This window comes from Bradyrhizobium sp. UFLA03-84 (assembly GCF_002289535.1).
In the GTDB taxonomy this organism is placed as follows: Bacteria; Pseudomonadota; Alphaproteobacteria; order Rhizobiales; family Xanthobacteraceae; genus Bradyrhizobium; species Bradyrhizobium viridifuturi.
Window position 1 is genome coordinate 206,431 of sequence record NZ_NSJY01000015.1, and the last position, 13,248, is coordinate 219,678.

The following is a 13,248-nucleotide window of genomic DNA, read 5'->3' on the forward strand; positions in this document are numbered from 1 at the left end:
CATCACCAAACCATAAGACCGCGTCCGACGCCATCGGCGCCACCACGGAGAAAGCCGAAAATCGCCGCCACAATGACGGCCGCGACAAATCCGTCCAGGCGGTCCAGAAGGCCGCCATGGCCGGGAATGATGTGGCTCGAATCCTTCACCCCGAACCGCCGCTTCACCGCGGATTCGAAGAGATCGCCGAGTTGCGAGACCACCGACAACACGGCTCCGAGTAGCAGCAGCGACCCGACCGTGCCGATCTCGAAGGCGGCAAAGCAGGCCGCAACCAGCAGGCTCGCAACGAAGCCGCCGGCCGCGCCGGCCCACGTCTTCTTCGGGCTGACCCGCACCCAGAGCTTCGGCCCGCCGATGCTGCGGCCCGCGAAATAGCCGCCGATATCGGTGACCCACACCACCAGCAACACGAACATCAGCGCGGCGAAACCCTTCGCCGGATCGAGCCGCAGCACGACCGAGGCGATCTCGGCCGCTGCTGCGTAAAGCAAACCCGCAATGGCCCAGCTGCGCCGCGCGCCCGAGGTCAGCGCGACGGCGACCACACCGACCGCGAGCATGTCCAGGGCCGCATCGATGCGGCCGGCCATCAGGCAAAGTCCGATAAGCAGCAGCGCGACGGCGCCCGGCATCACGAAACGGAGCTCGCGTCCGAACCCGGTGACGAGAAGCCATTCCGCAAACAATCCGATCGCCGCCAGCGTCACCAGCAGCGACCAGGCGACGCCGCCGAGATAGGCCAGTGCGATCGCAACCGGCGCCAGCACCAGCGCCGCAACCACGCGCATCACGAGGTTGCGCGACCCCTGCTCGTTTGCTGCCGTGGACGGCTGCTCGCTTGCTGCCGCCGACGCGGCTTCACCCTCGGTCACGAGCCGGTTTTCGCAGCGAGGCCGCCGAACCGGCGCTCGCGCTTGCCATATTCCGCAATCGCGCCTTCGAGCGCCGCCTTGTCAAAATCCGGCCAGTGGATCGGCACGAACACGAGCTCGCTATAGGCGGCCTGCCACATCAGGAAGTTCGACAGACGCTGCTCGCCGCTGGTGCGGATGATCAGATCAGGGTCCGGAATATCGGGCGCATCGAGATATTGCCCGAGCGTGTCGGCATCGATCGAGTCGGCGTCGCGCTTGCCGTCGGAGACCTCGCGCGCAAGGCGCCGTGCCGCGGCGGCGATCTCCGCGCGCGAGCCGTAGTTGAATGCGACAACGAGGTTGAGCTTGTCGTTGTTCCTCGTCAGCTCCTCGGCCTCGTTGAGCAGCGCGCAGATTTCGGGATCGAGCCCGTCGCGCTCGCCGATCACGCGCACCCGCACCCCGTCGCGATGCAGCGTCGCCAGGTCGTTGCGGATGAAGCGGCGCAGCAGGCCGAACAGATCACCGATCTCGCTGGCCGGCCGCGACCAGTTTTCCGAGCTGAACGAGAAGATCGTGAGATAGACGATGCCGAGCTCATGGGCCGCACGCACCACGCGGCGCAGCGCCTCGACGCCGCGGCGATGGCCCTCGACGCGCGGCAGGCCGCGCGATGCGGCCCAGCGCCCGTTGCCGTCCATGATGATCGCCACATGCAACGGACTGCCGGAGCGATCCGGTCCGTCAGTTGCTGGGGCGGCGGCGTTCGACATCGGCTGTTCCTGTACCGTCTCAGACCGTCAGGATTTCCTTTTCCTTGGCGGCAAGCAGCTGGTCGATTTCGACGATCATGCCGTCCGTCGCCTTCTGCACCTCGTTCGACAGGCGCTCCTGATCGTCCTCGGAGATCTCGTGATTCTTCTCGAGCTTCTTGATCACGTCGAGGCCGTCGCGGCGCACATGGCGCACGGCGACCTTGGCTGCTTCGGCGTATTTGTGCGCGACCTTGACGAGCTCCTTGCGGCGCTCCTCGTTGAGTTCCGGAATCCGCAGCCGCAACACCTGACCTTCGGTCGCCGGCGACAGGCCGAGGTTGGAATCGACGATCGCCTTTTCGACCGCCTTCACCATCGTCTTGTCCCAGACCTGCACCGAGAGCAGGCGCGGCTCGGGCACGCTGATGGTCGCAACCTGGTTGAGCGGCATATGCGAGCCGTAAGCCTCGACCTGGACCGGCTCCAGCATGGAGGCCGCAGCGCGGCCGGTACGCAGACCGCCGAGCTCGTGCTTGAGCGATTGTGTGGCGCCCTGCATGCGGCGCTTCACGTCGTTGATGTCAAAACCTGGTGCGGCCATGACGTTCTCCCTTTCACTAGAAACCGGCTGTCGACGCCCTCGGGTCCAAAATCTGGACCCGGAGGCGTGGCAATCAGCCGGCGACGACCGTGCCGTGTCCGGACCCGCGCAGAATCGCACCGATCGAACCGGGCTCCGCGATCGAGAACACGATGATAGGCAGCGACGTCTCGCGGGCAAGCGCGAAAGCAGTCGCGTCCATGACCTTGTAGCCGCCCTCGATCGCCTGCGAATGGGTCAGGCGGTCAAACCGCTTGGCTTTTGGGTCCTTCTTCGGATCGGCGTTGTAGACGCCGTCGACATTGGTGGCTTTCAGCACCGCTTGCGCGCCGATCTCGGCCGCGCGCAGCACGGCGGTGGTATCGGTGGTGAAGAACGGATTGCCGGTTCCACCGCCGAGCAGGACGATGCGTCCCTCGGCGAGATATTTGTGCGTCGCACTACGGGTAAACAGCTCGGAAATCTCCGGCATCACGAATGCCGACAAGGTGCGCGCCGGAGTCCCCTTGCGCTCGATCGCCGCCTCCAGCGCGAGGCAGTTCATCATGGTCGCAAGCATGCCCATGGTGTCGCCGGTCGGCCGCGACACGCCGCGCGAGGACACCTCGACGCCGCGGACGATGTTGCCGCCGCCGATCACGACCGCGACCTCGATGCCAAGCTTGCGGGCCGCGATCAAATCGTCGGCGACGCGGTCGACCGTCGGTTGATCGATACCGAACCCGTGGGAGCCGGCCAGATATTCGCCGGACAGCTTGATCACCACGCGACGATAGATCGGCTCAGCCATGATGCGATCGCTTTCTTATCCCGCGCAGGCCGGCCTCCGGCGCAAAGCGCCGGACGCCCGGTGTCAGCGGTTACTTCTTGCCGCTGGCGGCCGCGACTTCGGCGGCGAAGTCGCTTTCCTGCTTCTCGATTCCCTCACCGAGAGCATAGTTCACAAAGCCAGCGATTTTGATCGGCCCGCCGACCTTACCCTCAGCTTCCTTCACCGCCTGGGCAACCGACTTGCCGCTGTCGTGGATGAAGGCCTGATCGAGCAGGCAGACCTCCTTGTAGTAGGTCTTCAGGCCGGAATCGACGATCTTCTCGATGACGTTCTCCGGCTTGCCCTGCTGGCGGTACTTGTCGGCCAGCACGTCCTTCTCGCGCTTGACGGTCTCCGGATCGAGCCCGGCCGGATCGAGCGCCAGCGGCTTGGCCGCCGCGACATGCATGGCAAGCTGGCGGCCGAGCACCGCGAGCTCGTCGGTCTTGCCGGCGGACTCCAGCGCCACGATCACGCCGATCTTGCCGGCGCCCTCGATGACGGCGTTGTGGACATAGCTCGACACCACGCCCTTGCTCACCTCGAGCGAAGCGGCGCGGCGCAGCGACATGTTCTCGCCGATGGTCGCGATCGCGTCCGAGATCGCCCGCTCCACGGTGAACTCGCCAACCTTGGCGGCCTTGATGGCCTCGACGTCGGAGCCGTGCTTCAGCGCGACCTGGGCGATCATCTTGACCAGGCCCTGGAACTGCTCGTTGCGCGCGACGAAGTCGGTCTCCGAATTGACCTCGACCAGCACGCCCTTGGTGCCGGAGGTCAGCGCGCCGATCAGGCCCTCGGCTGCGACGCGGCCGGCCTTCTTCGCGGCCTTGGAGAGGCCCTTCTTGCGCAGCCAATCCTGCGCCGCCGTCATGTCGCCGTCGGTCTCGGTCAGCGCCGCCTTGCAATCCATCATGCCCGCGCCGGTCGACTCGCGGAGTTCCTTGACCATCGCTGCAGAGATCGTTGCCATCGTTCCATGTCCTTCTTGCCTGTACAGAAACCGCGGCGCCCGATGGCGCCGCTGTCAGCGACAGGAAAATCGTTGTTCGTGGAATAGAAGCGGCGGCCGGGCAGACCCCGGCCACGCCGCGTAACTGTTATTCCGCTTCGGCGAGCGTCTTGGCCTGGGCAACCCAGGCGTCGGCACGGCTCGGCAGACCGACTTCTTCGCCGATCTTGTGCGCGGTGTCGTGATCGAGCTCGGCGAGCTGCCAGTAGTGGAAGATGCCGAGGTCGTTGAGCTTCTTCTCGATCGCACCGGACACGCCGGTGAGCTTCTTGAGGTTGTCGGCGGTGCCGCGCGGACCAGCGAGGCCCTGGAAGCCGGACGGCGCCGCCGCCGGAAGGTCTTCCTGGATCGGAGCGGCCGACGCACCGATGTCGATTCCGGAATCGCCCTGGGCGCGCGAGATGCCGTCGATGGCGGCGCGCGCCACGAGATCGCAATACAGCGAGATCGCGCGGCCGGCGTCGTCATTGCCCGGCACCACATAGGTGATGCCCTTCGGGTCCGAATTGGTGTCGACGATCGCGGCGACCGGGATGTTGAGCCGCTGGGCTTCCTGGATCGCGATGTCTTCCTTGTTGGTGTCGATCACGAAGATCATGTCGGGAAGACCGCCCATGTCCTTGATGCCGCCGAGCGAACGGTCGAGCTTGTCGCGCTCGCGCTGCAGCGTCAGCCGCTCCTTCTTGGTGTAGGAGTTGGCTTCGCCCGACGACAGCACGTCGTCGAGATGGCGCAGGCGCTTGATCGAGGCCGAGATCGTCTTCCAGTTGGTCAGCGTGCCGCCGAGCCAGCGCGAGTTGACGAAGTACTGGGCCGAACGCTTGGCCGCATCGGCAACGCCGTCCTGCGCCGAGCGCTTGGTGCCGACGAACAGGATGCGGCCGCCCTTGGCGACGGTATCGCTGACCGCCTGCAGGGCACGGTGCAGCATCGGCACGGTCTGCGCGAGGTCGATGATGTGGATGTTGTTGCGGGCGCCGAAGATGTAATCCTGCATCTTCGGATTCCAGCGGTGGGCCTGGTGGCCAAAGTGAACGCCAGCTTCAAGCAACTGACGCATAGAAAAATCGGGTAGCGACATAGTGATAATTCTCCGGTTGGTTCCTCCGGAAACGTGTGAGCAGACGAGCCTTATGGCCCGGCTGCCACCGGACGGCCTTTTGAGCCATGTTTCCGTGTGAGATGGCGCGCTATATAGCCTGATTTGCGCCAGAAGCAAGGAAATACGGCCCTTTTCGCCGCCGCTTTGGCCGCTCCGAGCGCGCAATTGGCCCATTTTGGCCCAGAATACCCCGATCTGACCGGTATTCCCTCGCCTGCGACCGCCGCGGGATCGCCTACTGGACCAACTGTAGGTCGGCCAGCGTCGTGCGCGCGGCCGCCTCGTCCAATGCGAAAAAATCGGCCGGCCCCGGATTCGCAGCGTTCGCGGTCGCGGCGGATGCGACAAACCCACCGACCAATCCCCCCACCATGGACACCCCGGCCACCGAATCGTGCCGTTCGCTCGACCGGATCAGGAAGAAGTAGGTGCGGCCGGCCTCGGTCGCGAAGCTGTGCGTGGTATCGCCCGGAAACATCAGCTCGCTTGCGATCAGCTGATGCCGGCCAGCGGGCCGGTCGGCGAACGCATAGCTGCCGACGATCACCTTGCCGATCGGCTCGCCGTCGAGCTTCACGTCGCAGGCGCAGATCGCCATGCTCAGTCCCTTGCGCTTTTCCTGCAGCACGACGATGCGGGAATGCCCCGGCTTCGGCGGCCCGAACCTCTGCGAGACCGCCGCATAATCGGTCCCAACGCCATCACTCACGCAGCCCGACAACAACAAAGCACCGGCCAGCACGGCCGCTCCACGCCCAATCATCCCGCCCCCAACGATTCCCAGCGGGGCGACCATAAAGAAAAACACGGTGTGGTTGCAAGGCCGCGCCGGATCGCGCCGGCCGCTTTCCGCGGCTGCAGATCGCCGCTACAGCGTCTGCACGTCGACGACGCCGGCGACGGCCTTGATCGCGCCGGCAATCTGCGGCGAAACCTTGTAGCGGCCGGGCAGCTTCATCTCCACCTCGGTTTCGAGGTCCAGCATCATCACCAGCGAGACGTCACCGTCGGCTGCACCCGCTGGCGGCGCAGCTGCCGGCGCGGGCTTGACCGCCGGCGTCGGCTTTGCAGCGCTACCCGGCGCGGGCGCGGCCTCCGGCATGTTGAGCCGGCGCGCGATCGACTCCAACGGCTTGGTGTCGCGCACGAAGATGCGCAGGCCCTTTTGCGTCTTGGCCGCAGCATGGTCCAGCGGCTCGGCGTGCAGCACCCGCGCCCGCACGTCCTCGCCCTGCAGCTCGGCGCCGAGTTGCAGCAGTACGGCCGCGCCCGGCTCCAGCACATCGCGGTACTGCGCGAGGCCCTCGGAGAACAGCACCGCCTCGAAATGGCCGGTCGGATCCGACAGGCCCATGATACCCATCTTGTTGCCGGTCTTGGTGCGCCGCTCCATGCGCGACACCACGGTTGCCGCGACCTTGCCCGCGGTGGCGCCGGTCTTCACCGCACGCGAGAATTCCGCCCAGGACTGCACGCGCAGCCGCTTCAGCGCGGTCGCGTAGTCGTCGAGCGGATGACCGGACAGGAAGAAGCCGATCGCATCATATTCGCGCCGCAGCCGGTCCGCCGGCAGCCACGGCTCGACCTGCGGCAGCATGATGCTGGGCGCGTCCGGCGCGCTGCCGAACATATCGTTCTGGCCCGACGTGGCCGCCTCGTGGCTGCGCTGGCAGGCGGCGAGGATTGAATCGGCGCCGGCAAAGACGCGAGCCCGGTTCGGGTCGAGCGTGTCGAAGGCACCGGCCGCCGCGAGGCTTTCGATGATCCTCTTGTTGACCGCGCGCGGGCTGACCCGCGCCGCGAAATCGGCGAGCGAGGTGAAGGCGCCCTTCTTGTTGCGCTCCTCGATGATCTGCTCGACGGCCTGGATGCCGACGCCCTTCAGCGCGGCGAGTGCGTAATAGATCGTGTTGCCGCTGACCTCGAAGGTCGCACCAGAGCGGTTGATGTTGGGCGCCTCGACCTTGATGCCGAGCCGCTGCGCCTCGGAACGAAATTCCGAGAGCTTGTCGGTGTTGTTGAGTTCGAGCGTCATCGACGCCGCAAGGAACTCGACCGCGTAATGCGCCTTCATGTAGGCGGTGTGGTACGACACCAGCGCATAGGCCGCCGCGTGGCTCTTGTTGAAGCCGTAGTCGGCGAATTTGGCGAGCAGCTCGAAGATCGTCTCGGCCTGGCCCTTGCCCACGCCGTTCTTCATCGCGCCGGCGACGAAGATGTCGCGCTGCTTGTCCATCTCGGCGCGGATCTTCTTGCCCATCGCGCGGCGCAGCAGGTCGGCCTGACCTAGCGAATAGCCGGCCATCTGCTGCGCGATCTGCATCACCTGTTCCTGGTAGATGATGACGCCGAAGGTCTCCTTCAGGATCGGCTCCAGGATCGGATGCAGATATTCCGATTCCTCGTCGCCGTGCTTGCGCGCGCAATAGGTCGGGATGTTCGCCATCGGGCCCGGGCGATACAGCGCCACCAGCGCGATGATGTCCTCGAAACGGTCCGGCCGCATGTCGATCAGCGCGCGCCGCATGCCCTGGCTTTCCACCTGGAACACGCCGACCACATCGCCCCGCGCCAGCATCTGGTAGCTCGCCGCATCGTCGATCGGCAGCGTCGCGAGGTCGACATGGACGTCGCGCTGCTTCAGCAGCTTGACCGCGACGTCGAGCACCGTCAGCGTCTTCAGGCCGAGGAAGTCGAACTTCACAAGGCCCGCCGGCTCGACCCATTTCATGTTGAACTGGGTGACCGGCATGTCGGATTTCGGATCGCGATACATCGGCACCAGCTCGCTCAGCGGCCGGTCGCCGATCACGATACCCGCGGCGTGGGTCGAGGCGTGACGCGTCAGACCTTCGAGGCGCTGCGCGATGTCGAAGGCGCGCGCCACCACCGGATCCTCGTCGCGGAACGCCTGCAGCTTGGGCTCGCCCTCGATCGCCTGCGCCAGCGTCACGGGAGCTGCGGGATTCTGCGGCACCAGCTTGGTCAGCTTGTCGACCTGCCCGTACGGCATCTGCAGCACGCGCCCGACGTCGCGCAGCACGCCGCGCGCCTGCAACGTACCGAAGGTGATGATCTGCGCCACCTGGTCGCGGCCGTAGCGCTCCTGGACGTACTGGATCACCTCGCCGCGGCGGTCCTGGCAGAAGTCGATGTCGAAGTCCGGCATCGAGACGCGTTCCGGATTGAGGAAGCGCTCGAACAGCAGCGCGAAGCGCATCGGATCGAGGTCGGTGATGGTCAGCACCCAGGCGACCAGCGAGCCCGCGCCCGAGCCGCGGCCCGGTCCGACCGGAATGCCCTGCGCCTTCGCCCATTTGATGAAGTCGGACACGATCAGGAAGTAGCCCGCGTATTTCATGCGGGTGATGACGTCTAGCTCGAACGCCAATCGCTTGCTGTAGTCCTCCTCCGTCATGCGCGGCGAGAGACCGTGCACCCGCAGGCGGTTGGCAAGCCCCTCTTCGGCCTGCCGCTTCAGCTCGGCGGCTTCGTCGGCGGCGGCATCGGCGCTCGCCGCACCACCGACGGTGAAGAACGGCAGGATCGGCTTGCGGGTCTTCGGCCGGAACGAGCAGCGCTCGGCGATCTCCACCGTCGAGGCCAGCGCCTCCGGAATATCGGCGAACAGCACCGCCATTTCGGCGCGGGTCTTGAAGCGGTGATCCGGGGTCAATTGCTCGCGGTTGGTCTCGGCGATCAGATGGCCGCCGGCGATGCACAGCAGCGCGTCATGCGATTCGTAGTCGTCACTGCTGGCGAAATACGGCTCGTTGGTCGCGACCAGCGGCAGGCCCTTCGCATAGGCGAGATCGATCAGGCCACCCTCGGTGCGACGCTCCTTGTCGATGCCGTGGCGTTGCAATTCGATGTAGAGGCGGTCGCCGAACAGGCTGGCCAGGCGCTCGCAGCGGGTGGTCGCGAGCGCCGCCTGCTCGGCACGCAGCGCCAGCGCGATCGGCCCGTCGGGGCCGCCGGTCAGCGCGATCAGGTCTTCTGCGTTGTCGGTGAGCCAGTCGAACTTGACGTGCGGGGTCTGGTTGACGGGGGTTTCAAGGAACGCCCGCGAGTTCAACCGCATCAGGTTCTGGTAGCCGCGATCGCGTGCCGCGAGCAGCACGATTCGCGTAGGACCCGTCGTTGCCAGGATGCTCCGCGTGTTCGGATCGACGTCGCCGAAATCCACCGCAACCTCACAGCCGACGATCGGCTGGATGCCGTAGCCGGCCATCTTGTCGGAGAATTCCAGCGCCCCGAACATGTTGTCGGTATCGGTGAGCGCCAGCGCCGGCTGGCGGTCGGCCTTGGCGAGTTCGCCGAGCTTGGCGATCTTGATCGAGCCCTTCAGCAGCGAATAGGCGGAATGAACGTGAAGATGAACGAATCCGGCATTCGGCATGGCTGCTCGGGGAATCTCTTGCGACAGGGATGGAGCGAGCGCCAGGGCCGGAACTCGGAAGCGTCAGACCCGACTCGCAGTCCCCATCGTGGAGCCTTCCCCCTGCCAAGTCCACGCCGAACGCGGCGTGGTGGCAGCTCCTCCCGCTTTTCCCCAGGCGGGCATGAGCGGGGTGACCAGGGGCGAGCTATGTCCCTGACCCTGCGGGCACATCTTTAGAACTGGGTGATCAGCTGGGCCCAAACCGCGATCATCCCGACGAACAGCGTGATCGATGCCAGCGCTGCAGCTTCCTGTACGAAAATCTTCAACATGGCCGCTCTCCCTGAACTGGAACGTATGCAGAACATTGTTCCTTTTTTGTTCCAGGAGTCAAGCAAGGTGCACTGGGTCAGTTTGAAGACGGCCCCCGAAACGATTCGCTTGGTTAATCATGGCGGGAGCTGTCACCCACTCCACGGGTTCTCTTAGAACCCGCCTCAGTTGGCGGCCATTCTGTTCTTATTTTCCAGCAACCACCCTGTGAATCTCTTTGATCCACTCCAGCGCGTCATGCTCGCTGTCGAAGCCAGAGATGCTGTCCACTTCGCCGCCGCGCCACAAGACACTGACGGAGTGTCCCTTGCCGGATGGCATATTGACGGACAACGAACTGGTACTCGGGAGTGAAGTTCGCCAGTCCCATTGCTCGAGCATCACAACCAGGTCTTCCATCTCCCACAGTTTGTCAGTCACGCCAGCGGCCATCGCGGGCGTAACCTTGAGCGTCTGATGGATGCGCATGAAATTGTAGTACATCGTGTGCAGCGCAATCGCTGCGGCGTGGTTCTCGACCTTCTTTGAGAAGGCGTTCGCTTGTCTCCGACAAATTCAGAAACAAAAAGCTCCCCGCGTCAGGTCCGTGTAAGTCAGCGCAGTTAAGCGTCGCAACGCGCTGAGTTCTCAGCTCAGCGAAAAGCATGCCCTTGCTTGGGAGCCTCATCCGTTGGAAGCAGCGGGTGAGGCTTTTTTCGTTTGTCCCAATCTGCCGCGTCGGGTTGGCGCAGATGCACTTCCGGTGAGGTCACTCATCCGCACAGCCTGCGGTTATCCTGGCGATTCCACCCAGCCAACAAAAAACCCCGGGCCGAAGCCCGGGGTTTTCGATGCCGCTTGGATCAAGCGAGCGATCAGTATCAGTACTTGGCGATGATCGGGCCACCGAACTTGTAGTTCAGACGGCCGAGGACCATGTCGGTGTCGCCACCGGTGTGGAAGCCAGCAACGGCAACACCAGCCGGGGTGACGAAGGTCGCGCCGTGGGTGTCTTCGAAGATGTGGTTGTATTCCACGCCGAGCGACCAGCCCTGCGAGAAGGCGAATTCGAGGCCAACGCCGACCGTCGGGCTCCAACGGGTGTCGTAGCCGGTCGAGGACGCCAGGGCGCCGCCCGGTGCCAGGAACTCGTAGTTGCGATCGGTGACCGCAGCACCGCCCTTGGCGTACAGCAGGACGTTGTTCCAGGCGTAGCCGATCTGACCGGTGAACAGGCCGAACGCGTCCGTCTTCGAGCGAACGGTGCCGCCCGGGACGAGCAGGTTGCCGGTGCTGCCGGAGAAGTCAGCCCAGTTGCCCTGAGCTTCCAGACCCCAGACCCAGCCGCCGGTCTGCCAGCGGTAGCCGATCTGGCCACCGACGGTGCCGCCGTTGGCATCGTAGCTGCCGACGCCGCCGACACCATCGACCGAACGGTTGTCGTGGCTCTGGCCCCAACCACCGTTGATACCGATGTAGAAGCCGGTCCAATCATAAACAGCGGCAACCATGGGCGGCGGAGCCTTGGTGTAAGGGCGAGCCGCGAGGTCAGCCGCGGAAGCAGCCGTCGCGCTGAGCGCAATCATGCTGGCGGTGACAAGCAAAATCTTCTTCATTTTTCCCGTTCCAACTTTTCTACAGGCCCCCAAGGCCGCGAGACACCGTCATAGCAGCCCACGACGGAATTGCTGTAACTTCGCTGCAACAGGCAGGGTCAAACGACTTCGCTCAAATTTGAAGTTAATACTGTATTACAGGCACTTCTTGGAACTTTTGCCACATAGCCGCCGCAGAAATTTCACAATTCAAATCTGCATGCGCAGCAGCGCGCAAGATCGTGTTGACCGGAACCGGCTTGTCCGATTTGGATCGTCGCCGAAATCGAATCTGCGCAGCGAAGGAAATGCACATGCGGACGATGATTCTGGCTGCTGCGGCGTCTGTGGTCGCATTCGCAACCCTCGGCACCGCGCCTGCGCATGCGGTCGGTGTGCGCTACCCGTTCTGTATCCAAGGCGACCGCTATCCCGGCCTGAGCAACTGCTCCTACCCGTCCTATGAAGCGTGCCTGGCCACGGCCTCGGGCATCGGGCAGAACTGTATCGCGAATCCCTATTATGCCGGCGACAACGACCCGCGCTCCTATCTGCACATCCCGCCACGCGATCGTCGCGACGGCAATTTCTTCGATCTGTTCTTCACTGACCGCTGATGCGGCCGAGATCAGCGCGGCAATGTGAGTTGATGCATCAACAATGCCGGTGCCTATTCGTGCATGTGCGCGGTGAGCGTCGCTGACGCCTGATTGATTGGAGATTCCGATGCGCAGCCTGATTCCGGCGCTATTCCCGGCACTTTTGGCTTTGGGTACCGTCGCCAGCGCACCAGCTAACGCCCAGAAGTACGACACGACCTCGCCGGTCTGCAAAACCAACTACCGATGGGGCGGTGAGGATACCGACTGCGGCTACACCTCGCTGGCGCAGTGCCAGGCATCGGCGTCCGGCCTTGCCGCGATGTGCATCAACAACCCCTATTATGCCGGGCCGCCGAGCGGCAGCCGCCCGCGCGAACCTGGCCGCGCGCGGCGCTCCGGATATTGAGGATGATAGCCTTCCCGCCTCGATTAATCGGGGCGAAAAAAATCTTTGAATTCATTGCCTTGACGCGAGTTCTTCACGCAAGCCGCTAGCCACCTCACGTGAAGACGGCTTTATTCGAGCTCGACGACCTGTCCGTTCGACAGCGAGACTCGGCGATCCATCCGCGCGGCGAGCTCCATGTTGTGGGTCGCGATCAGCATCGCGACTCGGGTCGCCTTCACCAATTGCATCAGCGCGTTGAAGACGTGATCAGCGGTTGCCGGATCCAGATTCCCGGTCGGCTCGTCCGCAAACAGCACCCGCGGCGCGTTGGCGACCGCGCGCGCGATCGCCACGCGCTGCTGTTCGCCGCCCGAGAGCTCGGCCGGACGATGCGTGATGCGGTCGCCAAGCCCGAGATAAGCGAGGATCTCGGTCGCCCGCTTCACGGTTTCGGAGCGCTTCAGGCCACGAATCATCTGCGGCAGCATCACGTTCTCGAGCGCCGAGAACTCCGGCAGCAGCCGGTGCGACTGATAGACGAAGCCGATATCGGAGCGGCGAATCTGCGTGCGGTCGACGTCGGACATCTGCGAGGTCGGCGTACCCGCGACATAGACCTCGCCGTCATCGGGGCTCTCGAGCAGGCCCGCAATGTGCAGCAGCGTCGACTTGCCGGATCCCGACGGCGCCACCAGCGCCACCGACTGACCAGGCCACAGCGCCAGCTTGGCGCCGTTCAGAACCGTCAGCGTCGCCTCGCCCTGCCTGTATTCCCGCTTGATATCATGAAGATAGACGACCGGTACGTCTTCCGCCCCCTCCGCCATGTGGG

At 64.5% G+C, this 13,248-nt stretch carries 12 protein-coding genes and 1 pseudogene; 2 read left to right on the forward strand and 11 right to left on the reverse strand.

The genetic code is table 11. From position 1 onward, the window contains the following. Positions 1-2: 2 nt before the first annotated feature. From CK489_RS29625 to CK489_RS29670, 10 genes and pseudogenes are all read right to left on the reverse strand, one after another. Complete coding sequence (locus CK489_RS29625) at positions 3-875, reverse strand: phosphatidate cytidylyltransferase (RefSeq protein ID WP_502694152.1); 873 nt, start codon at positions 873-875, stop codon at positions 3-5. Further along, on the reverse strand, positions 872-1,630 hold the full coding sequence (locus CK489_RS29630; protein WP_095734839.1) for an isoprenyl transferase: 759 nt from the start codon (positions 1,628-1,630) through the stop codon (positions 872-874). Before CK489_RS29630 ends, CK489_RS29625 begins: the two co-directional genes overlap by 4 nt. Positions 1,631-1,649: 19 nt before the next feature. Continuing rightward, positions 1,650-2,213, reverse strand: coding sequence for a ribosome recycling factor (gene frr / locus CK489_RS29635; protein WP_024583513.1), 564 nt, complete (start codon positions 2,211-2,213; stop codon positions 1,650-1,652). A 73-nt stretch (positions 2,214-2,286) separates the two neighbouring features. Continuing rightward, entirely contained in the window at positions 2,287-3,003 is a 717-nt protein-coding gene (gene pyrH, locus CK489_RS29640; protein ID WP_021079205.1) for a UMP kinase, read from the reverse strand. 70 nt (positions 3,004-3,073) lie between these two features. Continuing rightward, complete coding sequence (gene tsf, locus CK489_RS29645; protein WP_095734840.1) at positions 3,074-3,997, reverse strand: translation elongation factor Ts; 924 nt, start codon at positions 3,995-3,997, stop codon at positions 3,074-3,076. Between the two features lie 127 nt (positions 3,998-4,124). Further along, positions 4,125-5,117 (reverse strand): 30S ribosomal protein S2, encoded by a 993-nt coding sequence (locus CK489_RS29650; protein ID WP_021079203.1) that lies wholly within the window; start codon positions 5,115-5,117, stop codon positions 4,125-4,127. 256 nt (positions 5,118-5,373) lie between these two features. Beyond that, positions 5,374-5,880 carry a DUF2846 domain-containing protein gene (locus tag CK489_RS29655; RefSeq protein WP_245350542.1) on the reverse strand — a complete coding sequence of 169 codons (507 nt, stop codon included), beginning with the start codon at positions 5,878-5,880 and terminating at the stop codon, positions 5,374-5,376. Between the two features lie 126 nt (positions 5,881-6,006). Beyond that, positions 6,007-9,537 carry a DNA polymerase III subunit alpha gene (gene dnaE / locus CK489_RS29660; protein ID WP_095734842.1) on the reverse strand — a complete coding sequence of 1,177 codons (3,531 nt, stop codon included), beginning with the start codon at positions 9,535-9,537 and terminating at the stop codon, positions 6,007-6,009. A 687-nt stretch (positions 9,538-10,224) separates the two neighbouring features. Next, positions 10,225-10,398: pseudogene (locus CK489_RS42955) on the reverse strand (IS1 family transposase); the annotation flags it as partial. A gap of 314 nt (positions 10,399-10,712) precedes the next feature. After that, on the reverse strand, positions 10,713-11,447 hold the full coding sequence (locus CK489_RS29670) for an outer membrane protein (RefSeq protein WP_095734843.1): 735 nt from the start codon (positions 11,445-11,447) through the stop codon (positions 10,713-10,715). 293 nt (positions 11,448-11,740) lie between these two features. On the opposite strand from CK489_RS29670, the gene CK489_RS29675 reads away from it, so the two are divergent. Beyond that, positions 11,741-12,043, forward strand: coding sequence for a DUF3551 domain-containing protein (locus CK489_RS29675; RefSeq protein ID WP_245350543.1), 303 nt, complete (start codon positions 11,741-11,743; stop codon positions 12,041-12,043). 109 nt (positions 12,044-12,152) lie between these two features. Then, positions 12,153-12,434 carry a DUF3551 domain-containing protein gene (locus CK489_RS29680; protein WP_050626377.1) on the forward strand — a complete coding sequence of 94 codons (282 nt, stop codon included), beginning with the start codon at positions 12,153-12,155 and terminating at the stop codon, positions 12,432-12,434. 110 nt (positions 12,435-12,544) lie between these two features. Here the strand turns inward: CK489_RS29680 and CK489_RS29685 are convergent, their stop codons facing one another. Then, positions 12,545-13,243 carry an ABC transporter ATP-binding protein gene (locus CK489_RS29685; protein ID WP_050423854.1) on the reverse strand — a complete coding sequence of 233 codons (699 nt, stop codon included), beginning with the start codon at positions 13,241-13,243 and terminating at the stop codon, positions 12,545-12,547. Positions 13,244-13,248: the final 5 nt, after the last annotated feature.